The organism is Mycobacterium sp. 3519A (genome assembly GCF_900240945.1).
In the GTDB taxonomy this organism is placed as follows: Bacteria; Actinomycetota; Actinomycetes; order Mycobacteriales; family Mycobacteriaceae; genus Mycobacterium.
The window spans coordinates 747946-771219 of the sequence record NZ_OESG01000012.1 but is presented as its reverse complement, the minus strand read 5'-3'; the positions used below and the strand labels follow the sequence as shown (position 1 = coordinate 771219).

Sequence of the window (23274 nt, the reverse complement as noted above, 5' to 3'; positions counted from 1 at the left end):
TCGTGCGGCTGCGCGCTACCACGGCGACCAGGCCGCAATACCCGGCATGCTGGACTTCGCCGTCAACGTTCGCGCCACCGAGCCGCCGTTGTGGCTGGTCGACCGGCTGTCCGCGCGACTGGCCGACCTCGGCCGGTATCCCAGCGCAGCCGACGAGCGCCGCGCTGTGCACGCCGTGGCCGCCAGGCACGGCCGCGTCGCCGACGAGGTGGCGCCGCTCGCCGGGGCGGCGGAAGCCTTCGCGATGCTGGCCAACCTTCGGCCGCGGCTCGCCGCGTTGATCGCGCCCTCTTTCACCGAGCCCGAGGCCGCGCTGGCCGACGCTGGTGTCCCGGTCAGGCATGTGGTGCTGCGCCCGCCGTTCGGCCTGGCCGGTGCCCGCGTGCCGGACGCAGCCGATCTCGTCGTCGTCGGCAATCCGACGAACCCGACCGGCGTGCTGCATACCCGCGAGCAGATCCTTGCGCTGCGCAGGCCGGGCCGCGTCGTCGTGGTCGACGAGGCGTTCATGGACGCCGTCGTGGATGAGCGTGAGTCGCTGGCCGGCGAATCGCTTCCCGACGTGGTGGTGCTGCGCAGCCTCACCAAGACCTGGGCGCTGGCCGGGCTGCGCGTCGGCTACGCGGTGGGCCCGCGGGAGGTCCTCGACAGGATGACCGCGCGGCGGCCGCACTGGCCGATCGGCACGCTTCAACTCGAGGCGATTGCGGCGTGCAACACACCGGAGGCGGTCGCCGAGGCGCAGCGCGGTGCACACCGGCTTGGTGCACTGCGCGCCGCGATGGTCGACGCCATGAGTAGCATCGGCCTGGATGTCATCGACGGCAGCGCCCCATTCGTACTGTTCACCGTCCCGGACGCGCAACTGATGCGAAAGATTCTGGACGGCAAGGGAATCGCTGTGCGCCGGTGTGACACGTTCGTCGGCCTGGACGGTGAATACCTGCGCGCGGCCGTGCGCCCGCACTGGCCCGTCCTCGTCGACGCGATCGCGGAGTCGTTGCGATGAGCGTCCAACTGGCCGAGATCATCGGTGTCCTCGACGAGGCCTATCCGCCGCGGCTGGCGCAGGGCTGGGATTCAGTCGGCCTGGTCTGCGGGGACCCGTCCGAGACCGTCGAAACCGTCACCGTCGCGGTCGACGCCACTGCGGCCGTCGTCGCCGAAGTACCCGATAGCGGGTTGCTGCTCGCGCACCACCCGCTGTTGTTGCGCGGTGTCGACACCGTCGCCGCCAGCACCGCCAAGGGCGCGCTGCTGCACCAGATGATCCGCACTGGGCGGGCGTTGTTCACCGCTCATACCAACGCCGATTCGGCGACGCCTGGCGTGTCCGACGCGCTGGCAAGTGCGCTGGGGCTGACCGTCGAAGAGGTGCTGGAGCCGATCTCGGTGAGCGGTGACATGGACAAGTGGGTGGTCTACGTGCCCAGCTCCGACGCCGACGGGGTGCGCGAGGCGATGTTCGCCGCCGGCGCGGGCCACATCGGCGACTATTCGCACTGCAGCTGGAGTGTGCCCGGCACCGGACAGTTCCTGCCGCACGAGGGCGCGTCGCCTGCGATCGGCAGCGTGGGCAGCGTCGAGAAGGTGGCCGAGGACAGGGTGGAGATGGTCGCGCCGACCCGGTTGCGCGCACATGTGCTCGCCGCCTTGCGGTCTGCGCATCCGTACGAGGAGCCTGCGTTCGACATCTTCGCGCTGGCCGCGGTCCCCGGCGACGTCGGGTTGGGCCGCATCGGCACGTTGCCCCGGCCGGAACCGTTGTCCGCGTTCGTTTCCCGCGTCCACGACGCACTGCCAGGCACCTCGTGGGGCGTGCGCGCCTCAGGCGACTCGGCGGCGATGGTGTCGCGGGTGGCGGTGTGCGGGGGAGCGGGTGACTCGCTGCTCGACAGGGTCGCTGGCGCAGGCGTGCAGGCCTATGTCACCGCCGATCTGCGCCACCATCCCGCCGACGAGCACCGGCGGGCGTCGGACGTCGCGCTGGTGGACGTCGCGCACTGGGCCAGTGAATACCCCTGGTGCACACAGGCGGCCGAACTGTTGCGGAACCATTTCGGTGAAAGGCTGCCGGTGCGGGTGTCGACGGTGCGCACCGATCCGTGGAACGTCGAGAGAAACGGAACATGAAAGCAGAAGTAGTGCAACAACGTTCGTTGCTCGAGCTGGCCGAACTCGACGCCGAGCTGAGCCGCATCGCGCACCGGGCCAAGAACCTGCCCGCCCAACAGCAGCTCGAGGAGGCGCAGTCGGCGCATCGAGAGGCCAACGACCGTCTCGCCGCGGTGCAGATCGCACTGGAAGACCTCGACGGCCAGGTGGCCAAGTTCGAGTCTGAGATCGACTCTGTCCGGCAGCGCGAGGACCGCGACCGGTCGCTGCTGTCCGGGGGCACTGTCGACGCCAAACAGCTGACCGACCTACAGCACGAACTCGAGACGCTGGAGCGGCGTCAGGCCAGCCTCGAGGATTCGCTGCTGGAGGTGATGGAGCGTCGCGAGGAATTGCAGAGCCAGCAGGCCGACGAGCTCGCCCGAATCGACGAGTTGCAGACCAAGCTCGCCGAGGCGCAGCAGGCGTGCGATGACGCACGAGGCGAAATAGATCAGCTCAAACACCAATCCCTTTCTCGCCGAGACGAATTGGTGGCCGCTCTGGACCCCGATCTGGTCGGGTTGTACGAGCGTCAGCGTGCGCGCGGTGGCGCAGGCGCAGGCGTGCTGCAAGGCCGTCGCTGCGGGGCGTGCCGGATCGAGATCGACCGCGGCGAGTTGGCACGCATCTCCGCCGCCGCCGACGACGAGGTGCTGCGTTGCCCCGAGTGCGGCGCAATTCTGCTGCGAGTCAAGGGAGTCGGCGCGTGAAGGTGATAGTCGAGGCCGACGGCGGCTCGCGCGGAAACCCGGGGCCCGCAGGCTACGGATCGGTCGTGTGGACGGCCGACCGCACCGCGGTGCTTGCCGAGAGCAAGCAGGCGATCGGGCGGGCCACCAACAACGTCGCCGAATATCGCGGGTTGATCGCGGGCCTGGAGGAAGCGGCAAAACTCGGCGCCACCGAGGTCGAGGTCTCGATGGACTCGAAGCTTGTGGTGGAACAGATGTCGGGCCGGTGGAAGGTCAAGCATCCCGATATCGAACCGCTGCATCAGCAGGCGAAGGCACTGGCGGGGCGGTTCGACCGGATCAGCTACACCTGGATCCCGCGCGCCAAGAACGCCCACGCCGATCGGCTGGCCAACGAGGCGATGGATGCGGCGGCCGAACTCGAGAAGGCGGCCGCAGAGCCGAAGCAACCGCAACCGGTGGCGTCGTCCCCTGGCTGGACCGGTGCGCGCGGCGCGCCGACCCGCTTTCTGCTGCTGCGCCACGGGCAAACTGAATTATCAAGGGAGCGGCGGTATTCCGGCCGCGGCAACCCTGCGCTGACCGATGTCGGACGCCAGCAGGCGGAGGCGGCCGCACAGTTTCTCGCGCGAACTGGCGGCATCGATGCCGTCATCTCCTCGCCGTTGCAGCGGGCGTACGACACGGCGGCGACGGCAGCCAAGGCGCTCGGCCTCGACGTCGCGGTCGACCACGATCTGATCGAAACCGACTTCGGGGCATGGGAAGGCTTGACGTTCGCCGAAGCGGCCGAGCGTGACCCCGACCAACACCGGCGCTGGCTGCGCGACGCCGGCATCGCCCCTCCTGACGGCGAGAGCTTCGACAGTGTCGCCGAGCGGGTGCGACGCGCGCAGGCGCGAATCATCAACGAGCACGCCGGTGCAACAGTGTTGGTGGTTTCGCATGTGACGCCGATCAAGACGCTGCTGCGGACGGCACTCGACGCGGGCCCCGGCATCCTCTACCGGTTACATCTCGACCTCGCTTCGCTGTCCATCGCGGAGTTCTATCCGGACGGCGTGGCCTCGGTGCGGTTGGTCAACCAGACGGCCTACCTGTAGTCAACTGTGCAGGTGCAGCCTTTCGCCGTGCACCCCGAACAGTGTGATCGCCTCGACAGGTCCGTCGACGGTGCCGAACCAATGCGGAGTCCATGTCGAAAACTCCACGGCTTCACCGGGTTTGATGATGAAGTCCTTGTCGCCGAGGATCAACCTCAGCCGGCCCGACAGTACGTACATCCAGTCCTGGCCTTCGTGCACCGGCAGTTCGGCGGGGGGGGTGCGCCGCCGCGCGTTGATGCGGATCTTGTACGCGTGCAAGCCGCCCGCGGGACCGGCGCGGGTCAGCGGCCAGTACGTCACGTCGTGGTGGGTATGCGAACCGGCCCTCACGCGCGGGTCCTCGGCCTCCGGCGTGCGCAGGAGTTCGTCGGTGCTCACCGACAGCGCGGTGGCCAGTCGCGGCAGGTGGTCGAGTGCGAGGCGGCGCTTTCCGGATTCCAACCGGCTCAGCGTCGACACGTCGATGTTCGATCTGCTGGCCACGTCCTCGAGGGTCAGTCCGCGCTGTGTGCGCAGTTGCTTGAGCCGTTGCCGGACCCGCAGGTCGAAGTCGGGGCTTTTTGCCTCCATGGCAAGAGAGTTTGATTGATCCACGTGGTTTTGGGCAAGCTCGAAGCATGAACTCGAAATGGGATTGCGTCGTCGTGGGCGGCGGTGCGGCAGGCCTGAGCGCCGCGCTGGTGCTGGGCCGGGCCAGGCGGCGAACGCTTGTCGTCGACGCGGGGAATCAGAGCAACCTGGCCGCACATGGCGTCGGAGGCCTGCTTGGGCATGACGGCCGGTCGCCTGCGGAACTGTACGAGATCGGCCGTCGGGAGCTCACGAAGTATCCGACCGTCGAGGTACGGAACTGTGAGGTGGTCTCCGGGGAGCGGGTCGGCGACGCGTTCGACCTGAAGCTGTCCGACGGGTCCGGTGAGCAGACGCGTCGGGTGGTGCTCGCCACCGGTATGGAGTACCGGCCGCCTGAGGTGAAGGGACTGAAAGAGTATTGGGGTCGCTCGGTTTTCCATTGCCCGTTCTGCGACGGCTGGGAACTGCGCGATCGGCCCCTTGCCGTGCTGGCCCGCGGCGAGAAGGCGATCCATTCGGCGTTGCTGTTGCGCGGGTGGACCGAAGATCTGATCTTGTTGACCGACGGCGAGGCGGATCTCAGCGATGACGACCGGGCCCGGCTGACCGCGGCAGCGGTCAAGATCGACGAGCGCTCGGTGGCCGAACTCACCGGGCGCGACGGTCAACTCGAAGCCGTGCAGTTCACCGACGGCGGCCGACTGGAATGTCGTGGCCTGCTTGCCGCCACCACACTGCATCAGCGCTCGCGCCTGGCTGAGCAACTCGGAGCGGAGCCTGGAGAGGCGACGCCGTTCGGCGAGACACCGGTGAAGGTGGACGGCCTGTGCCGCACTTCTGCGCCAGGGGTTTTCGCGGCCGGTGACCTCAGTACAGTGTTGCCGCCCTCGGTCGCCTCGGCCATTGCGGCCGGCTCGCTGGCCGGTATGTCGGTGGTGCAGAGCCTGCTGGCCGACGATTGTGGACTGCCCGTCCCGGAATGGAGTGAACATGTCGACGCCTGATGCGAAGGAACACTGGGAGCAGCGGTACGCCGAACGCGACAAGCGATGGAGCGGTCGGGTCAATGTCCGTCTGGCGGAGATCGTTTCGTCGTTTCCGCCGGGCCATGCGCTGGACCTCGGTTGTGGGGAGGGCGCCGACGCGTGGTGGCTCGCCGAGCGCGGCTGGACCGTCGTCGCCGTAGACATCTCGGACATCGCGTTGCAGCGGGCCGCCGCAGGCGCCGAGGAGCGTGGGGTGAGCGACCGGATCCGCTTCGAACAGTGCGACCTCTCGCAAAGCTTTCCCGACGGCACCTTCGATTTGATTTCCGCGCAATTCCTGCATTCGATGATCCCGTTCGACCGGCCAAAAGTGTTGCGGCGCGCCGCGACCGCGGTGCGCCCCGGCGGGGCGTTGGTGATCGTCGATCACGCGGGGCCACCGCCCTGGGCATCGGAGCTCGACCATCACCACCACGACTTCCCGAGCGCAGAGCAGGTCATCGAAGGGCTGGAACTCGGCGACGAGTGGGAGCGCGAACGTGTCGATGCAGTCGAGCGGGAAGTGGCCGGACAGACCGCGACGTGGACGGACAACGTGATCGTGCTGCGGCGGCGCTGAGAGCTCACGCGGCGTCGTGGAAGACGAGTCCGAGGGTGAACCTCTCACCTGAGCGGACGGCCGAAACGCCGTGTCGCACGGGGGATGCCGACCAACCGCGGGTTGATTCGACGGGACGCTCACGGGTGGTGAAGACGAACCCGTGACCGAACGGCAGCAACGTCGCGGTGCCGCGGGACTGCGCGCGCGGACGCTGTTCGACGAGCAGGAACTCGCCGCCAGTGTGGTCGACACTGGGTTCGCTGAGGTTGATCACCACTTGCAGCGGAAAGACCAAGTCGCCGTAGAGGTCTCGGTGCAGGGCGTTCCAGTCGCCTTTCGCGTACTTGAGCAGGATCGCGGTGGATTTCGTCTGGCCGGCGTCGTGGCACATGTCCAGCCACTCCTCGAGCGTGTCCGGCCATGGGGCGGTGCGGCCCAGCTTGGTCCACCAGTCCCGCGCGATCGGCAGTAGCCGCGGATAGAGCGCCTGCTTGAGCGCCTCGATGGGTTGGGGATAGGGCTGCTGGAAGTACCTGTACTCGCCTTCGCCGAACCGGTATCTGCGCATGTCGATCGTCGCACGGAACAGCTGGTCGTCGGGGTAGCACCCGCGGATCTTCTCGGCCTCGGCCTTGGTGAGCAGCCGGGGCAGTAACGCGCCTCCAAAGTCGTTGAGCTCAGCGGTGATTGCGTCCCAGTCGGCGGACTCGACCCGCCTCTGCCATGGCGTCGAAGTCATCAGAACAACCGCGCCTCCTTCACCGCGCTCGGTTCCTCCAATTCCAGCAGAAGTTGCTTCCGTCGGAGTCCGCCCGCATATCCGGTCAGCCTGCCGTTCTTGCCGAGTACCCGGTGGCACGGGATCACGATGCTCAGCGGGTTGCGACCGACCGCCTGCCCGATCTCGCGGGCGGTGATGCCGTCGCCGACCACGGCGGCCAGTTCGCCGTAGGTGATCGTCTCGCCGTACGGGATGGTGCTCAGCAGATGCCAGATGCGCCGCTGGGTTTCGTCGCCGTGCAGGCGGGTGGGGAGTGCGAATCCGCCGCGGCGGCCCGCCAGATAGTCGAGCAGTTGGGTCCGTGCCCTGGCGAGTAGTTCGTCGGCGTCGGCGTCGACCCTCGGGCCCACCGCGTCGTCAGCGGGCCGATACCAGTGGTGCCGGAAGTACAGGCCGGTCAGCGCGTCGTCCTCGGCGACGAGGGTCAGTTCGCCGAGCGGGCTCTCGATTACCGCATGTCGGGTGTTCATGCCTTGTAGACGCAGGTGGGGGCGGATGCGTGAGATTTGTCGTAGTCGTGTGGCAGTGTCGAACATGTGTTCGAGGGGTTTGGGGATGGGGAGCTCATCGAGGTGATGGGTGAGTCGACGCGTGATGAGTCGACGGCGATCGCTCAACGGCTGGCCGCGGTGGCGGAGTTGTTCGTGCGGCGCAGGGAACCGTTGGCCGAGTGTCGGTGGTGGATGGCTGATCATTGCGATGGGGTGGCCGCTGAGATCGCCGCGGTGCAGCACATCAGTCATGCCCGGGCGGTGGCCCAGGTGCAGTTCGCCTGTAATTTGTGGCATCGGCTGCCGCGGGTGGCGCGGGTGTTTATGACCGGGGTGATCGACTACCGGCTGGTCGCGACGATCGTCGCGCGGACTGAGAACGTCGAGGATGCGGTGATGCCGGGGTTGGATTCGGCGATCGCCGAGCAATGCGGTAAGTGGATGAAACTGTCGGCGCCCAAACTGCGGGATCGGGTGGATCAGTGGGTGGCCACTTTTGATCCGGCCGGGGTGCGGGTGCCGGCGACGGTGGATCAGCAGTGTTATCTCGACCTCACCGCTTCGCCGACGCAGCCGGGGATGACCCTCATCAGTGGGTCGATGCGCGCTGAGGATGGTGCGGCGTTGACCGCGCGGTTGGATGTGATCGCCGCGACGGTGTGCCCGCAGGATCCGCGTAGCCATCAGCAGCGTCGCGCGGCCGCGGGTGGGGCGTTGGGCCGCGGGGAAGCCACCCTGGCCTGTGAGTGCGGGCGGGAGGATTGCCCGGCCGGTGTCGAACGGGACAAGGCGGCTGCGGCGGCGTCGGTGGTCATTCATGTGCTGGCCGAGCAGGCCACCGTGGCGGGCAGCAGTGATGCGCCGGGGTATCTGGCCGGGTTCGGGGTGTTGCCCGCCGAATCCGTGCGCACCGTGGCCCGCGGCGCGCAGCTCAAGCCGGTGGTGGTGCCGAGTCCGACGCCGGATCCGGGGTATCGGCCTTCGGCGGTGACGCGGGAGTTCACCCGATGCCGGGATCTGACGTGTCGCTGGCCGGGCTGCGATAAACCGGTCGCCCACTGCGATTTGGACCATACGGTGCCCTATCCCGGTGGGCTCACCCATGTCTCAGAGCTCAAGCATTACTGCCGGCTTCATCATTTGATCAAGACGTTTCACCCGGGGTGGGCTGAGCAGCAGAAGCCCGACGGCACGATCGTGTTGACCAGCCCCACCGGACACACCTACGAGTGTGAAGCGCATGGGGCGGCGTTGTTTCCCACCCTGGGCCAGCCCATCGAGGCGTTAGTGGTGCCCGGTGTGCAGCCAGAGGCTGGGCGGTATCGGGAGGTGATGATGCCGCGGCGCACGCAGACCCGTGAGCAGAACCGCCGCGACCGCATCACCGCCGAACGCCGCCAACGCAGCGACCTGATCGCCGACGAAGAACGCCAACGCCAAGCCTGGCTCGCCGAAAACTACGAACCACCACCATTCTGAGACGCCGGCTGCCACGGCGTCAGGCGTGGAGTCCAGGCAGGCACGTTGCGGCGATACTCCTCGTATTGCTCGCCGAACGACTTCACGAGGGTCGGTTCCTCGTACCAGTGCACGAATGACGCCGTCGCGATCCAGCCGATGACGGCGTAGAGCACCAGCCACGGGTTGTCGAAGAGCAGTGCCTGGCCGAGGATCACCGTCAGCAGTCCGACGTACATCGGGTTGCGCACGAACCGGTTGAACCCCGATACGACAAGCTGTTCCGGCGGCGCGGCGGGCATCGGCGTGCCACCGGCCTTGGCGAACTGGACGAACGCGTGCACCGGCGGGATGAGGCCGAGCACGATCAGCGCCACCCCGAGCGCCACCCGCAGCGGGGGACTGGACTCCGGGATCTCCCATCGGGTGATCAGCCATGGGCCCAGTCCCGCGAAGGTGCCCGGGGCCACCACGAAGAAGGCCGCCGAACCGACCGCTGCGGTCGAGGTGCGCACCTACACAGTATTGGCCGGAGGCGGCGCTAATTGGGTCAGTCGCACGCTGTTTCCCGACGGATCGCGGAATCCGGAGTCGATTCCGTAAGGCATCTGGTGTGGCGGCTCGGTGAACTCGACGCCGCGGGAAGTCATTTCGTCGTAGTCGCGCTGGATGTCGTCGGTGGTGAGGAAGACCGTGCCCGCGAAGCCCTTGGCCGTCAGGTCGAGCACTTGTTGGCGGGTGGGCGCGTCCATCACCGGCTGGCCGGGCACGGCCATCAAGACGAGGCTGACGTCATCCTGGCCGGGCGGACCGACTGTGAGCCAACGGAAGTCGCCCATTTCTTCGGGGAAGGACACATCCTGACGCACTTCCATCCCGACCAGATCGGTCCAGAATTTCAGCGCCGCTTCCTGATCGTGCACCCACAGGTGGGCGCTGCCAATTTTCATCATGGCCTCGACGCTACGGTCGGTCGCCGTCGCCCGTCTTCTTCCCGTGTGCTGTCTTGACGCGGCTGTCGGCGGGGCGGCGGGTGTCGCGGCGCAGGATGCAACTCGGCACGCGGGCATGGATCGCGGCGGGCGGCATGCTGGCGCGATACGCGGCCGGCGGCAGCCCGTAGACCCGGGCGAAACTGGTGGTGAACGATCCGACGCTCTGCAGTCCCACCATCACGCAGATGTCGGCCACCGAGCGGTCGGTGTAGCGCAGCAGTGCCGCGGCCCGTTCGAGGCGCCGGGACTGCAGATACGACCGCGGCGACTCTCCGAACGCCTTGGTGAACATCCTGCTGAAGTGGGCCCGCGACAGCCCGGCCGCCGCGGCCAGGTCGTCGACGGTGATGGCCTCGGCGTAGCGGGCGTCGACCAGATCCTTCGCCCGCTGCAGATAGCGGACGGGGGGAACCTGCGTCATGCGATTATTATGGAGCGGATGAGTTGGCCGGGCGGCCGCGGATCACGGCAACGTGGTTCGAGGAAAGTCCGGACTTCACAGAGCAGGGTGATTGCTAACGGCAATCCGAGGTGACTCGCGGGAAAGTGCCACAGAAAACAGACCGCCACCGGTGACGGTGGTAAGGGTGAAACGGTGCGGTAAGAGCGCACCAGCATTCCGGGTGACCGGAATGGCTAGGCAAACCCCACCCGAAGCAAGGCCAAGAAGACCGCACCTGGTGCGGTCGCGCAGGCGTTTGAGGGTTGCTCGCCCGAGCCTGCGGGTAGGCCGCTTGAGGCACCCGGCAACGGTGTGTCCAGATGGATGGTCGCCGCCTCGCCGCCGTTTAACAGACGGCGGCGAGGGACAGAATCCGGCTTACAGGCCAACTCATCCGCCCGCTCAGTGCGACTTGCGCACCGACCGCTCGAGCTTGCGCAGCGCCTTGTCCAGTTGCGCGCGGGACCGCTGCGCGAGTTCGCCCTCCATTTGGTAGAGCAGCCCGTAAGTAAAGGTGTCCTCGCCGGCGGCATGGGCGGCCTCGGCCTGACGGCTCAGATGCGCACGGCTGACCACGCTGTCCTGGTGGTCGCCGAGCAGCGTCTGGATGGTCTTGGCGCGGGCCGACACCTTGTCCTTGCCGGTGGCCGCCGCCGTGTACCGAAGTCGCTTGGCACCCTTGCGGATTCGGTGCAGCGCCTCGTCGCGGTCCTCGTCGGCCGCGGCGGCCGCGTGCTTCGCGGCCTTGCGCACCCGCCGGTAGGCCGAATCGATCGTCAGCGCCGCCGGTTCGCTGCCGGGAGCCGCAGGCGGCGGTTCCGCGGCCACCAGACCTTCCAACGCGTCCAGAAGCCGGAAGTAGCGCTCGGACCGCATCGCGATCAGCGACCGCCGCAGCCCGGATTTGTACTGCTTCTTGGCGCCGTCGACCAGCCGCTCCCGCACCGGCCCACGCGCCAGGTCCTCTGGCAGTTCGTCCAGCGCCTTCTCATACCGCTCGGCAAGCACCTCAGCGTCGCGGGCGACGCCCAAAATCGCTGCCAATTGCCGTAACTCGTCCAGAACCCAGGCGTCATCGGAGATGCCGAACGCATCCTCCGAGGCCTGCAGCAGGCTGCGGATCTTGCGTGTGGTCACCCGCATCTGATGCACAGCGTCGTACACGTCGGCCCGCACCGCGCGGTCCCACACCAGCAGTTGCTCCACCTGCTCGGCAACCGCCGTGTGCACGGGGTCGGTAGGCGGCGGGGCGGCTTCGGGGTCCTCGAGCACCCGCGCCAACTTCGAACCGTGTCCGGCCGGTACTGCGCCCGCGTCGAGCAACCGGTTCGCCAACCGGTTCAGCAGATCGCGGTCGGCGCCCTGGGCCAGTTCCAACTCCCATTCACGCCACCGCTGCTCAGATTCCTCGTCGTCCTCGGCGCGCGCCACCACGTCGTCGTCGCAGAACTCCGCCACCGGGCGACCGTCCGCGCCGTAGAGCATGTCGACCGTGCGACGGGTCGAGATGCGCGCCACGGGCCGCACCGGACGATCACGCACGATGGCCAACACGACGTCCAGCAAGTCGCTCGGCACGGTGTCGTCGTCGCTGTCGCCGAGCGGCATCCGCACCTCGGTCCTGGCGTCCGGTCCCGCAGGCAACTTCAGATGCCAACCGGCGTCGGGGCCTCCGGTGCGGCGGCGCAACGTGACACGGCGGACGGCCAGATCATGGGCGGGCGTGTCGAAATAAACGGCGTCGAGTTGCTGCGCCGGCTGACGCTCCACACGCGCGACGGACGACAGCCCGTCGAACGACGGGCTCACGGTCGACTCGAACACCTCGAACTTGCGCTCGACCTCCAGATGCCTGGATTTCCCCTGCTTACCCGATTTCGACATGGTGCTCACAGCGTGCCATACATGCACGGCGAACCTCAGGACGCCCGGCGAAACTCCCCGGCCGCATCCCAGGCCCGTCGCTCCTCGGCGAACGCGACCGCTTGCTGCTGGCGGAACGCGGCGATGCTGTCGTCGTTGTCGGTGAGGAAGCCCCGGTAGTCGGCGAGTGAGAACTTGCCGTCGTCGATCGCGACGTCGCCCCGCCCGGCGGCCATCTCGGCGCGCAGGTGCAGCAACTCGTCGGCGCTCACCGGGTAGAAGCTGATGCGGTCGAAATACCGGAGCAGCCATGGTGTTCCGGGTTCGAACGCGCGCGCATCGCCGGGGTGGCGGTGATTCCACACCTGAGTGGTGCGGCCGACGAACTGATAACCGCCGGGACCCTCCATGCCGTAGATGCACAGATACGCGCCGCCGATGCCGACGGCATTCTCCGGCGTCCAGGTGCGCGCCGGGTTGTACTTCGTGGTGACAAGCCGGTGCCGCGGATCCAGGGGAGTGGCGACCGGCGCGCCGAGGTACACATCGCCGAGTCCGAGCACCAGGTACTCGGCGTCGAACACGATGTCGTGCACCTGCGCGACGTCGTCGAGACCGTTGATGCGACGAATGAATTCGATGTTCCACGGGCACCACGGCGCATCGGCCCGCACGCCGTGCATGTAGCGCTGGATGGCCTCATGCGTGGCCGGGTCATCCCACGACAGCGGCAGGCGCACGGAGCGGCTTGGCACGATTAGTTGATCGGACGGCGGCAGGTCGGCGTCGAAACCCTGTAGCAGAGCTGCGATTTCAGTGATCGACAGCACTGCGGGGTCGAACTGCACCTGCAGTGAACGCACGCCCGGGGTGAGTTCCGTGATACCGGGGACGGCCTGGCCGAGGAGGTGCTCGTAGAGCACATGCACCCTGGCCCGCATTGCGAGGTCGAGCATCATCGGCCCGTACTCCACCAGCACTCCGCCGTCGCCGGTGCGGCGCAGCGTCACGTCGGTGCCGTCTGACGCGGAGTAGCGGCCGAGCACGCCGTTGTCGGCGTCGCTGGATGTCGAGATCACAGCAGGGAACGACGCGCGCCGGTCGGCGTCGATCGTGCGCAGCGACGGCGCCCGGTCCGCGCGCACCGCGACGAACCGCACCGCGTCACCCGGCGCCATCTGCCCCAGCTTCCACCGGTCGCCGCTGACCACGGTGACCGGGCAGACGAACCCGCCGAGACTCGGGCCGTCCGGTCCGAGCAGGATCGGGGTGTCGCCGGTGAAGTCCAAACTGCCTACGCAGTAGGCGTTGTCGTGGATGTTCGACGGATGCAAACCCGCCTCGCCGCCGTCGTTGCGCGCCCACTGCGGCTTCGGGCCCTCCAGTCGGACGCCGGTGCGATCGGAGTTGAAATGCACCGAATAGTCGGTGTTCAGCAGCGTGTCGATATCGGCGCGGGTGAAGAATTCGGGTGCGGCGTGCGGGCCTTCGGTCACCGCGATCTCCCAGCGGTTACCGATGCTCGGTTGCTCGTCGATGGCGGCTCTGGCGGGACGGTCGCCGAGTGGCGCCCGGTCGGCGCCTGCGGTCAACACGTCGCCTTCCCGCAGCGGCCTGCCGCAATGCCCGCCGAACGTGCCGAGCGTGAACGTGGCTGTGCTGCCGAGGAATTCAGCCTCCTGCAGGCCCCCGGCGATCAGGACGTAGCAGCGCATGCCAGGGCCCGTCAACGTCGCGACGTCGAGCACCGCACCCGCGGGCACCGTGATCGACTGCCACTGCGGCACGGCCACCCCGTCCAGCGTCACGGCCACGGGCGCACCGGTCACGCATACCCGGCCGCCCTCCGGAAACCTAAGGGCCGGACCACTTCTCGTGCACTCCAAACCCGCTGCGCCCTGCGGGTTGCCAAGCACCCGGTTTCCGATCCGAAACGACAGGTCGTCCATCGGACCGGACGGCGGAACGCCGACATGCCAGTACCCGATGCGACCGGGCCAGTCCTGGACGGTGGTCAGCAATCCGGGCCGCACCACCTCGATGCCAGTCATTGTGCCGAGATCACCATCCGGACCGGAGTCGGGTTGAATCCGTTGCACGGGTTGTTGATCTGCGGGCAGTTCGACACCAGCACCAGCGTGTCGCGGTCCGCGCACAATGTCAGCGACTTGCCCGGCGCGGACAGTCCGTCGACGATGCCGAGCGTGCCGTCGGACTCGACCGGCACATTCATGAAGAAGTTGATGTTCGACACGATGTCGCGTTTGCCGAGATCCCATTTGGCGCCCTCGGCCAAGAAGTTTTCGACACACGCGTGTTGGTGCACGGTGTGGTGTCCGTAGCGCAGCGTGTTGGACTCCTTGGAGCACGCGCCGCCGATCGTGTCGTGGTTGCCGACGTCGTCGGCGACGATCGTCATCAACGGCGTGCCGTTCGTCGCCCGCAGCACCGAACCGGTGGTCAAGAAGATGCTGCGCTGCGCGGCGATGGTCGCCTGCGCGCTGTAACGGAGCGCGCGGTCCACTTGCTCACCCGACACGCCGTACAGCAGCGTGTCGACCGCCTGATTGCCTTCCAGGTCGATGATCTGCAATGTCTGGCCTGCCCGCACGATCGCCGACCATGGCGCGCAGGCGCCGACGACGTCGTCGGCGACGACGATCCGTTCTGTGGTGGTCATTTCGTAACCTCGCTGGTTTGTGCTGCGGCCCAGGTGCTTTCGGTGTTGAACAAGGCACGTAGATATTCGGGATCGTCGTTGACGGGGGTGCCGAGTTGTTCGCCTGCGCGCCACGCCAACACGTCCAGATCGGTGAGCGCCGGTTCGGGGTCAAGCGGGTGAGCGGTGTTGACCAGCGCGACCACCACCGGCAGGTGGATCAGCAGATCGACTGCCGCGCCGGGACCCGCCGAACCTTTGAAACCCAGTGCGCCGTCGTCGCCGACGCGGACACCCTTGAAGAACGACACCGACGGCGCGACGTCGCGGATATCGAGGCCGTGCTTGATGGCGGCCAGCAGCATTTTGGCCTGTCCGGCCGCGGTCATCCCGCACAACGTGTCGTGCCGACCGGAGGTGTCCGCGACCATGGTCGCCAGCACCCGGCCCTGGTCGGACAACAGTGGATGACCCGCGCCGAGGTAGGCCTGCCACGGCACCTTGACGGTGTCGGCCACGTTGAGTCGCTCCCACGACGCGTCGGAGCGAAACAGCAGCAGATGAGCGCAGGCGCCGCCGTCGGGATCCACCAACCGCAACCTGGTGCCGCGGCCAAGCACTCTGGTCGCGTACGAGCCGGGCGGAATGGCCTCAGCCCACAGCAGATGCGACGGGTCGACGTCGGGCGGCGTGGCGGGTACCCGCATTGTGGCGGTGCGCACCTGAGACCGGGCGTGATCGCGCGCTCCGGTCGTCGAGTCGGTACTCAAGGTCGGCTCCTGTCCGAATAACTGTCAGTTGAAAGTTTTCAGCGCAGCCATTCCGCGCGCGTATCGCGGTTGTTACGAGTGCGTTGACTGTATTTCTGTCGCGTGACAGGTATTGGTCTCAGCCGAGAAACAAGGCCATCGCAGCTGCGAAGCTGGAGGCGAGGGCCAGAAATACTTGCCACACCATCAACCGGTGCGCCGACTTGGCCGTCTTCGTGTCGGCTTCGACCAGCTCCTTCATGGCGGCCTGGACGACTTCTTGCGGTTGGTTGGTGACGTCCTGGAGTTTCAACGACGACGTACGCTTCACAATGACCCGGATCGTGAACAGCGCTGCCGCGAGCATCAGAAGCGCTGCTGTCTCAGACCAGCGCCCCTTGTCGTTCTCCGCCATTGCGGCGGAAACGAATCCAGCCGCGACCGGAAGGGAAAAGGTCACCACGAGTTTCGCGGTGTGCAGGGCCAATCGGGCGTGAGCATCTTCGCGGGCGACCCATTTGGCCGTGCCGTAATCCTCGCTCACGAAGTGAGTATGAACCGCGATGCGCCACAATGACGCCATGCGTACCGATGGCCGCGGCCGCCCGAGGCTCGAGCAGTCCCGCCGGCCAGGCAACAGCGCCCGCGAGGAAATCCTGGACGCCGCGGCCGAACTGTTCACCGACCTCGGTTACGCCAGCACCTCGACCCGCCGCATCGCCGACGCCGTCGGCGTCCGCCAGGCATCGCTGTACCACCACTTCGCCACCAAGGACGACATTCTCGACGCGCTACTCACCGGCACGATCGACGAGCCCCTGCGACTGGCCGGCGACCTTCTTCGCGAGCAAGGGCCCGCCGCGCAGCGTCTGCACGCGCTGGTGGTCTTCGACGTCACTCAACTGTGCGCCAGTCGATGGAATCTCGGCGCGCTGTACCTGCTGCCTGAACTTCGCCGAGACCGGTTCGAACAGTTCCGGGCGCGCCGCGCCGAACTGCGCGGCCGCTACCGCAGCCTGTCCGCTGAGGTCATCACCGAGTGCGACGGCCCTGCCGAGGCCGGGGACCTGCCGTTTCGACTGGTCGAATCGGTGATCAACCGGCGCTCCGACGACGCCGACTGCCCGCCGGAACAGCCATGGGTGATCGCCGAGGGCGCCCTGCGGACGCTCGGGTTCGCCGGTGACTTCCGCGAACTGCGCAAGCTGACGGCGGCGCGCTTGGGGTTTGCCGATACAGTCCAGGTGTGACCGAATACCAGACCATCGCTTTCGAGCAGACCGGACCCATCGCACGGATCACGCTGAATCGGCCCGACGCCGCAAACGGCATGAACGACACCATGACTCGCGAACTAGCGGATGCCGCCAAGCGGTGTGACAACGCTGCCACCAAGGTCGTGGTGCTCACCGGCGAGGGCCGATTCTTCTGTGCCGGAGGCGATCTGAAGTCATTCGCGGCCGCCGAGACGCGCGGGCCGTTCATCAAGGGTGTCGCAGACGACCTGCACCGCGCGATCTCCACGTTCGCCAGGATGGACGCGGTGGTGATCGCCTCGGTCAACGGCGTCGCCGCGGGCGCAGGTTTCTCGCTCGCGGTCACAGCAGACCTGGTGCTGGCCGCCGAGTCCGCGTCGTTCACCATGGCCTACACCCGCGCGGGCCTGAGCCCCGACGGCAGTTCGTCGTACTACCTGCCCCGACTCATCGGCATCACGCGGACCAAAGAGTTGATGCTGACGAACCGCACGCTGAGCGCACCGGAGGCGTCGCAGTGGGGACTGGTCACCGAGGTGGTTCCCGACGCTGAACTGGCTGCGCGCACCGACCAGTTGGCCGAGCAAATGGCCGCCACCGCAAGCAAATCCAACGGCGGCGTGAAGTTCCTGATGCTCTCGACGTTCGCCAACGGGCTCGAGGAGCAGATGGAACTGGAAGGCCGCCTGATCGCGCTGCTGGCGGATTCCGACGACGGCCGAGAGGGCATCGACGCGTTCCTCGCCAAGCGCAAGGCGCAGTTTCAATAACTAGTCGCCGACACTACGGTTTCTGACGGATTTTCTCCGGCGATTTTCGTCAGAAACCGTAGTCTCGCGCAAGAAGAACTAGAAGGAGTGCTCCTCGGCGGGGAACGCTCCGCTGGCCACCTCGGCGGCGTATTGCACTGCGGCACTTCGCAATTCGCCGCCGACGTCAGCGAAGCGCTTCACGAACTTGGCCGTCTTGCCGCTGGTCATGCCCGCCATGTCCTGCCAAACCAGCACCTGCGCATCGCAGTTGGGTCCTGCGCCGATACCGACGGTCGGGATGGTCAGCTTGCCGGTGATCTGGGTGGCCAGTTCGGCGGGCACCATCTCCAGCACGACGGCGATCGCGCCGGCTTCCTGCACCGCGATCGCGTCGTGGATGGTCTGCTCGGCGGCATCGCCGCGGCCCTGCACCCGGAATCCGCCGAGCCCGTTCACGCTCTGCGGGGTGAACCCGATGTGCGCCACCACAGGGATACCGGCCTGCGTCAGCGTCGCGATCTGGTCGGCAACCCGTTCGCCGCCTTCCAGCTTGACCGCATGCGCGCCGGTCTCTTTCAGGAACCGCGTGGCGGTGGCCAGCGCTTGCTGCGGGCCGGCCTCGTAGCTGCCGAACGGCAGATCCGCGACCACCAGCGCGTGCGGAGCGCCCCGCACCACGCCGCGCACCAGCGGAATGAGTTCATCGATGGTCACCGGCACGGTGGTGTCGTAGCCGTAGACCACATTGGCGGCGGAGTCACCGACGAGCAGCACCGGGATCTCGGCTTCGTCGAAGACGCGGGCGGTGGAGTAGTCGTAAGCGGTCAGCATGGCCCACTTGTGGCCTTCTGACTTCCACTTCGACAGGTGATGGGTGCGCACCTTGGTACGCCGTGCGGAATCGGCAGCACCGTAAACCGTCTGCTCAGACATCATTGTCCCTCGTAGGTTCGTCGGGTCGATCCTCGTGGCCCTGTGGGTCCCCGGGTTCGTCTGACGCCTACAAGTCTGCCACCCGCGTGCCGGAAAGTTAAAAGCCACGTTAAGTGGATTTCCTCACAGTGACCGCGGCCACGCATAAGCTCGGCGCATGCAACGGCTCAGCGGACTCGACGCTAGTTTCCTGTACCTCGAAACCGCCAAACAGCCCTTGCACGTGTGCTCGATCCTGGAGTTGGACACGTCCACCATGCCGGGGGGATACACCTTCGACCGCGTGCGCGACGCACTGAATCTGCGCATCAAGGCGATGCCACAATTCCGGGAGAAGCTCGCTGACAGCCGGTTCAACCCGGACCATCCGGTGTGGGTGGACGACAAGGACTTTGACGTCGACCGGCACCTGCACCGCATCGGCCTGCCTGCGCCGGGCGGCCGACATGAGCTGGCCGAGATCTGCGGTCACATCGCGTCGCTGCCGTTGGACCGCAGCAGGCCGCTGTGGGAGACGTGGGTGATCGAGAACATCGCGGGCACCGACGCGCACGCAGGCGGTCGGCTCGCGGTGATGACCAAGGTGCACCATGCGGGCGTCGACGGCGTCACCGGCGCCAACCTGATGTCGCAGTTGTGCAGCACCGAACCCGACGCGCCGGCCCCCGACCCGGTCGACGGCGTCGGCGATGCGTCGAGCCTCGAGATCGCGGTCAGCGGCGCCGTCAAGTTCGTCACCAGGCCGTTGCGCCTGGTGAACGTCGTGCCAACGACGGTGTCGTCGGTGGTGGACACCGTGAAACGGGCCCGCAGCGGGCTGACCATGGCCGCCCCGTTCGCCGCGCCCAAGACCGCGTTCAACGCCAACCTCACCGGCCACCGCAACGTCGCGTTCGCCCAACTCGACCTCGAAGACATCAAGACGGTGAAGAACCACTTCGGCGTCAAGGTCAACGACGTCGTGATGGCGTTGGTGTCCGGGGTGCTGCGCAAGTTCCTCGCCGACCGCGGCGAACTGCCCGACAATTCGTTGGTCGCGATGGTTCCGGTATCGGTGCACGAGAAATCCGACCGGCCCGGCCGCAACCAGGTGTCGGGGATGTTCTCCAAACTGGAAACCCACATCGAGGACCCGGCCGAGCGGCTGAAGTCCATCGCTGAAGCGAATTCCGTTGCCAAACAACACAGTTCGGCGATCGGCGCGACCCTGCTGCAAGATTGGACGCAGTTCGCCGCGCCCGCCGTGTTCGGTATCGCGATGCGCGTCTACGCCAGCAGTCGGCTCACCGAGGCACGCCCGGTGCACAACCTGGTCATCTCGAACGTGCCGGGTCCGCAGGTGCCGCTGTACTTCCTCGGCAGTGAAGTCAAGGCCATGTATCCGCTCGGCCCGATCTTCCACGGGTCGGGCCTGAACATCACCGTGATGTCGCTGACCGGCAAGCTCGACGTCGGGATCGTCTCCTGCCCCGAGTTGCTGCCGGACCTGTGGGATATGGCCGACAACTTCGAAGTGGCGCTGGCCGAGTTACTGGACGCCACGAGATAGCCACGAAAACCGGCCCTTTCCAGCGTCTATAGGTTGTCATGGCAGCATGTTGAGCCATGAACCTCAAGATCGGGGTCCTCGCGACCATCGCTGCCCTGTTGCTCGGCGGGTGCAGCAACATGGTCGACGGGCGCGCCGTCATCGCGGCTCCCAGGCCCGGCACCCCGATCCAGTGGGGCCCGTGTAAGGCCGCTGCCTCGGAGACCGCCCGCATCCCCGCAGGCGCCGAATGCGGCATGCTGTCGGTGCCCGTCGACTACGCCAAGCCCGACGGCGACGTCGCCCAGATCGCGATGATCCGGTTCAAAGCGACCGGTCAGAAGATCGGTTCGCTGGTGATCAATCCCGGCGGTCCCGGCGAATCCGGCGTCGAGGCCGCCGCGACGATGGCGTCGACGCTGCCGGACTCGGTGCGTCAGCGCTTCGATCTCGTCGGCTTCGACCCGCGCGGCGTCGCCAACTCAACCCCCGCGGCGTGGTGCAACTCCGATGCCGACAACGACCGACTGCGCGCCGACCCGATCGTCGAGTACACCCAGGCGGGCGTCGACCACATCGAGAAGGAGAACAAGGCCTTCGTCCAGCGGTGCGTGGACAAGATGGGCACCGAGTTCCTCGCCAATCTCGGAACGGCCAACGTGGCCAAGGATCTGGAAGCGATCCGCGTCGCGCTCGGCGACGACAAGCTGACGTACCTGGGCTACTCCTATGGCACCCGCATCGGGGCGCTGTACGCCGAGGCGTACCCGGACAAGGTCCGCGCGATGATCCTCGACGGCGCCGTCGATCCCAATGCCGATCAGATCGAGGAGGAGATCCGTCAGGCCGCGGCGTTCCAGAAGGCGTTCGACAACTACGCCGCCGACTGCGCCAACAGTCCGGACTGCCCGCTTGGCACCGATCCGAGCAAGGCGGTCGACGTGTACAAGAGTCTCGTCGAGCCGCTGGTCCAGCATCCCGCCAAGACCAGGGATCCGCGCGGGCTCAGCTACAGCGACGCAATCGTCGGGACCATCCTGCCGCTGTACTCGCCGAACCTGTGGCGTCATCTCACCCAGGCGCTGTCCGAATTGAAGGACGGTGAGGGCGACACCATGCTCGCCATGGCCGACCTGTACATGGGTCGCGACCCGCAGGGCCACTACAACAACTCGACCGATGTGCGGGTTGCGGTCAACTGCATGGACAAACCGCACATCACCGACCGCGCCAAGGTGGTCGACGAGGACCGTCGTACCCGCGAGGCGGCACCGTTCATGAGCTACGGCCAGTTCACCGGCCTTGCGCCCCTTGACGCTTGCGCGTTCTGGCCGATTCCGGCGACCGGTGACCAACACGAGATCAAGGTGAGTGGCCTGCCGCCGATCCTGGTGGTGTCGACGACCAACGATCCGGCCACCCCGTATCAGGCCGGGGTGGATCTGGCCCATCAACTCGGCGGCACCCTGCTCACGTTCGACGGCACCCAGCACACCGTGGTGTTCCAGGGCAACAACTGCGTCGACGACATCGCGGCGCGTTATCTGGTCGACGTTGTCGTGCCGCCGCCGAACACGCGCTGCTAGCCGCCCGATAACAGCAAGGTCACCGTTGTATTCCAGGCGCAGACCCGCGCCCGTCCGCCGTGCGAACATGTTGGCCATGTGGCGGGTGGGCAGGCTGAGTTCGATGCTGCTCGCGATCTTCCTGGCTTCGGCGATCGCGTGCCCCGCTGCATGGGCGTCACCGGAGGGCGAGTCCGTCCAGCGGTACGGCCAACCGCCGCTGTGGGGAAGCTGCGGCGGTTTCGTCGGCGACGTCTCTGCCATCCCGACCGCGCAGTGCGGCACGGTGTCGGTGCCTGTCGACTACGCGAAACCCGAAGGCGCACAGGCACAATTGGCGGTGATCCGGATTCCGGCGTCCGGCGACCGGATCGGCGTGCTGGTGGTCAACCCCGGCGGACCCGGCGCGTCGGCGGTCGACACCGTCGCGGGCATGGGTGCGTCGCTGGCCGACACGGACATCATGCGGCGCTTCGATCTGGTCGGCATCGACCCCCGCGGTGTCGGGCATTCCACACCGGAATTGCGTTGCCGCACCGACGAAGAATTCGACGCGTGGCGGCGTGAGCCGATGGCGGACTACAGCCCGCAGGGCGTGGCCCAGATCGAAGCGCTGTACGCCCAACTCGCCGACAACTGCCTCGCGCGGATGGGCGCGGATTTCCTGGCCAACATCGGGACCGCGTCGTCGGCACGCGATATGGACGTGGTGCGCGCCGCGCTCGGCGAGAACCAGATCAACTACCTCGGGTTCTCGTACGGCACCGATCTCGGTGCGACGTACGCCGAGCAATACCCTGACCGGATCCGGGCGATGGTGCTCGACGGCGCCGTCGACCCGAGCCTCGACCCCATCGCCAACAGCATCCGCCAAATGGCAGGTTTCCAAACAGCTTTCAACGACTACGCGACCGACTGCGCACAGTCGACCGGTTGCCCGCTCGGCACCGACCCGGCGAAGTTCGTCGACCGCTTCCACGAACTGGTGGACCCGTTGGTGACCAGGCCCGGGTGGACGTCGGACCCGCGCGGCCTGAGTTATCAGGACGCGATGACCGGCACCGTCAACGCGCTCTACACCCGGCGCTACTGGCCGTATCTGACCAGCGGGCTGCTGGGCCTGCAGCGTGGCACCGACGCCGGCGACCTGCTGCTGTTGGCCGACGACTATCAGCATCGCGACGAATCGGGTCACTACAAGAACCTTCAGGACGCGTTCGCCGCGATCCGCTGCGTCGACGCGCCGTACCCGACCGATCCCGCGGTGTGGGCCGACGCCGACCGGCAGATCCGCGAGGTTGCGCCGTTCATGGAGTACGGCACGTTCACCGGGTTCGCCCCGCGCGACCTGTGCGCGATGTGGCCGGTGCCGCCGACGTCGACGCCGCACCCGGCCACAGCGCCGGGGTCCGGGAAGGTGGTCGTCGTGTCCACCACGCACGACCCGGCAACCCCGTATCAGGCGGGCGTCGACCTCGCCCACCAGATGGGTGCCCCGCTGATCACCTTCGACGGCACGCAGCACACCGTCGTGTTCAACGGCGACCAGTGCGTCGACACCGCGGTGGTCAGCTACCTCGTCGACGCCGCGGTGCCTGCGGACGGTCTGCGCTGCTAGCACGGCGGGAAAAATGTACTCGCACAGTGCGATTGGCCAGTTGAAGCAGTTGATCTATTCGGCGGTGGC

Annotated in this window: 24 protein-coding genes and 1 other RNA gene; 13 read left to right on the top strand and 12 right to left on the bottom strand. The window is 67.1% G+C overall.

The genetic code is table 11. From position 1 onward, the window contains the following. Positions 1-46: 46 nt before the first annotated feature. From cobC to C1A30_RS05930, 4 genes are read left to right on the top strand one after another with little or no spacing between them, the layout of a single operon-like run. On the top strand, positions 47-1009 hold the full coding sequence (gene cobC, locus C1A30_RS05945; protein ID WP_235009706.1) for an Rv2231c family pyridoxal phosphate-dependent protein CobC: 963 nt from the start codon (positions 47-49) through the stop codon (positions 1007-1009). Further along, positions 1006-2133 carry a Nif3-like dinuclear metal center hexameric protein gene (locus tag C1A30_RS05940; RefSeq protein WP_101947276.1) on the top strand — a complete coding sequence of 376 codons (1128 nt, stop codon included), beginning with the start codon at positions 1006-1008 and terminating at the stop codon, positions 2131-2133. The genes cobC and C1A30_RS05940 overlap by 4 nt, the downstream gene beginning before the upstream one ends. After that, positions 2130-2867: a zinc ribbon domain-containing protein gene (locus tag C1A30_RS05935; protein ID WP_101947275.1), complete on the top strand. Its 738-nt coding sequence runs from the start codon at positions 2130-2132 to the stop codon at positions 2865-2867. The genes C1A30_RS05940 and C1A30_RS05935 overlap by 4 nt, the downstream gene beginning before the upstream one ends. Then, complete coding sequence (locus C1A30_RS05930; RefSeq protein ID WP_101947274.1) at positions 2864-3952, top strand: bifunctional RNase H/acid phosphatase; 1089 nt, start codon at positions 2864-2866, stop codon at positions 3950-3952. Before C1A30_RS05935 ends, C1A30_RS05930 begins: the two co-directional genes overlap by 4 nt. On the opposite strand, the gene C1A30_RS05925 is transcribed toward C1A30_RS05930, so the two are convergent. Beyond that, positions 3953-4525, bottom strand: a complete 573-nt coding sequence (locus C1A30_RS05925; RefSeq protein WP_101947273.1) for a helix-turn-helix domain-containing protein — start codon at positions 4523-4525, stop codon at positions 3953-3955. A gap of 47 nt (positions 4526-4572) precedes the next feature. Here C1A30_RS05925 and C1A30_RS05920 point away from each other — a divergent pair, with 47 nt between their 5' ends. Next, on the top strand, positions 4573-5532 hold the full coding sequence (locus C1A30_RS05920) for an NAD(P)/FAD-dependent oxidoreductase (protein WP_101947272.1): 960 nt from the start codon (positions 4573-4575) through the stop codon (positions 5530-5532). Next, the gene (locus C1A30_RS05915; RefSeq protein WP_101947271.1) at positions 5519-6133 is read left to right on the top strand and encodes a bifunctional 2-polyprenyl-6-hydroxyphenol methylase/3-demethylubiquinol 3-O-methyltransferase UbiG; all 615 of its coding nucleotides are present in this window, start codon (positions 5519-5521) and stop codon (positions 6131-6133) included. Before C1A30_RS05920 ends, C1A30_RS05915 begins: the two co-directional genes overlap by 14 nt. A gap of 4 nt (positions 6134-6137) precedes the next feature. Here C1A30_RS05915 and C1A30_RS05910 read toward each other — a convergent pair whose 3' ends face one another. Together C1A30_RS05910 and C1A30_RS05905 are read right to left on the bottom strand one after the other, a co-directional pair. Then, positions 6138-6854 carry a 2OG-Fe(II) oxygenase gene (locus C1A30_RS05910; protein WP_101947270.1) on the bottom strand — a complete coding sequence of 239 codons (717 nt, stop codon included), beginning with the start codon at positions 6852-6854 and terminating at the stop codon, positions 6138-6140. Then, a complete protein-coding gene (locus tag C1A30_RS05905) occupies positions 6854-7366 on the bottom strand; it encodes a methylated-DNA--[protein]-cysteine S-methyltransferase (protein ID WP_101947269.1) in 513 nt (170 codons plus the stop codon). Before C1A30_RS05905 ends, C1A30_RS05910 begins: the two co-directional genes overlap by 1 nt. A 66-nt stretch (positions 7367-7432) precedes the next feature. Here C1A30_RS05905 and C1A30_RS05900 point away from each other — a divergent pair, with 66 nt between their 5' ends. Beyond that, positions 7433-8866 carry an HNH endonuclease signature motif containing protein gene (locus C1A30_RS05900; protein WP_101947268.1) on the top strand — a complete coding sequence of 478 codons (1434 nt, stop codon included), beginning with the start codon at positions 7433-7435 and terminating at the stop codon, positions 8864-8866. Here C1A30_RS05900 and C1A30_RS05895 read toward each other — a convergent pair. The 3 genes from C1A30_RS05895 to C1A30_RS05885 are packed head-to-tail and all read right to left on the bottom strand — an operon-like array spanning position 8845 to position 10261. After that, a complete protein-coding gene (locus C1A30_RS05895) occupies positions 8845-9360 on the bottom strand; it encodes an isoprenylcysteine carboxylmethyltransferase family protein (RefSeq protein ID WP_101947267.1) in 516 nt (171 codons plus the stop codon). The genes C1A30_RS05900 and C1A30_RS05895 overlap by 22 nt on opposite strands. Beyond that, positions 9361-9798 carry a VOC family protein gene (locus C1A30_RS05890; RefSeq protein ID WP_101947266.1) on the bottom strand — a complete coding sequence of 146 codons (438 nt, stop codon included), beginning with the start codon at positions 9796-9798 and terminating at the stop codon, positions 9361-9363. It abuts the gene before it with no gap. 10 nt (positions 9799-9808) lie between these two features. Beyond that, positions 9809-10261 carry a helix-turn-helix domain-containing protein gene (locus C1A30_RS05885; RefSeq protein ID WP_101947265.1) on the bottom strand — a complete coding sequence of 151 codons (453 nt, stop codon included), beginning with the start codon at positions 10259-10261 and terminating at the stop codon, positions 9809-9811. 19 nt (positions 10262-10280) lie between these two features. On the opposite strand from C1A30_RS05885, the gene rnpB reads away from it, so the two are divergent. After that, positions 10281-10679: RNase P RNA component class A (gene rnpB / locus C1A30_RS05880), an RNA gene on the top strand. Positions 10680-10684: 5 nt separating this feature from the next. On the opposite strand, the gene C1A30_RS05875 is transcribed toward rnpB, so the two are convergent. The 5 genes from C1A30_RS05875 to C1A30_RS05855 form a co-directional block, all read right to left on the bottom strand. Further along, a complete protein-coding gene (locus C1A30_RS05875) occupies positions 10685-12166 on the bottom strand; it encodes a CYTH and CHAD domain-containing protein (RefSeq protein WP_101947670.1) in 1482 nt (493 codons plus the stop codon). 35 nt (positions 12167-12201) lie between these two features. Then, entirely contained in the window at positions 12202-14196 is a 1995-nt protein-coding gene (locus C1A30_RS05870; RefSeq protein ID WP_101947264.1) for a 5-oxoprolinase/urea amidolyase family protein, read from the bottom strand. Continuing rightward, complete coding sequence (locus tag C1A30_RS05865; protein WP_101947263.1) at positions 14193-14825, bottom strand: urea amidolyase associated protein UAAP2; 633 nt, start codon at positions 14823-14825, stop codon at positions 14193-14195. The genes C1A30_RS05870 and C1A30_RS05865 overlap by 4 nt, the downstream gene beginning before the upstream one ends. After that, positions 14822-15574: a DUF1989 domain-containing protein gene (locus tag C1A30_RS05860; protein ID WP_101947262.1), complete on the bottom strand. Its 753-nt coding sequence runs from the start codon at positions 15572-15574 to the stop codon at positions 14822-14824. The genes C1A30_RS05865 and C1A30_RS05860 overlap by 4 nt, the downstream gene beginning before the upstream one ends. A 118-nt stretch (positions 15575-15692) precedes the next feature. Further along, the gene (locus tag C1A30_RS05855; RefSeq protein ID WP_142392553.1) at positions 15693-16097 is read right to left on the bottom strand and encodes a hypothetical protein; all 405 of its coding nucleotides are present in this window, start codon (positions 16095-16097) and stop codon (positions 15693-15695) included. Positions 16098-16134: 37 nt separating this feature from the next. Here C1A30_RS05855 and C1A30_RS05850 point away from each other — a divergent pair, with 37 nt between their 5' ends. Together C1A30_RS05850 and C1A30_RS05845 are read left to right on the top strand one after the other, a co-directional pair. Then, a complete protein-coding gene (locus tag C1A30_RS05850; RefSeq protein ID WP_101947260.1) occupies positions 16135-16803 on the top strand; it encodes a TetR/AcrR family transcriptional regulator in 669 nt (222 codons plus the stop codon). Next, positions 16800-17579 carry an enoyl-CoA hydratase/isomerase family protein gene (locus tag C1A30_RS05845; protein ID WP_101947259.1) on the top strand — a complete coding sequence of 260 codons (780 nt, stop codon included), beginning with the start codon at positions 16800-16802 and terminating at the stop codon, positions 17577-17579. The genes C1A30_RS05850 and C1A30_RS05845 overlap by 4 nt, the downstream gene beginning before the upstream one ends. 78 nt (positions 17580-17657) lie before the next feature. Here C1A30_RS05845 and panB read toward each other — a convergent pair whose 3' ends face one another. Beyond that, positions 17658-18494 (bottom strand): 3-methyl-2-oxobutanoate hydroxymethyltransferase, encoded by an 837-nt coding sequence (gene panB, locus C1A30_RS05840; RefSeq protein ID WP_101947669.1) that lies wholly within the window; start codon positions 18492-18494, stop codon positions 17658-17660. Between the two features lie 157 nt (positions 18495-18651). On the opposite strand from panB, the gene C1A30_RS05835 reads away from it, so the two are divergent. The 3 genes from C1A30_RS05835 to C1A30_RS05825 all read left to right on the top strand — a co-directional run bounded on the left by C1A30_RS05835 (position 18652) and on the right by C1A30_RS05825 (position 23205). Beyond that, complete coding sequence (locus C1A30_RS05835; protein ID WP_101947258.1) at positions 18652-20043, top strand: wax ester/triacylglycerol synthase family O-acyltransferase; 1392 nt, start codon at positions 18652-18654, stop codon at positions 20041-20043. Positions 20044-20099: 56 nt separating this feature from the next. Beyond that, on the top strand, positions 20100-21608 hold the full coding sequence (locus tag C1A30_RS05830) for an alpha/beta hydrolase (RefSeq protein ID WP_101947257.1): 1509 nt from the start codon (positions 20100-20102) through the stop codon (positions 21606-21608). 67 nt (positions 21609-21675) lie between these two features. Next, entirely contained in the window at positions 21676-23205 is a 1530-nt protein-coding gene (locus tag C1A30_RS05825; protein ID WP_200828169.1) for an alpha/beta hydrolase, read from the top strand. Positions 23206-23274 lie beyond the last annotated feature (69 nt).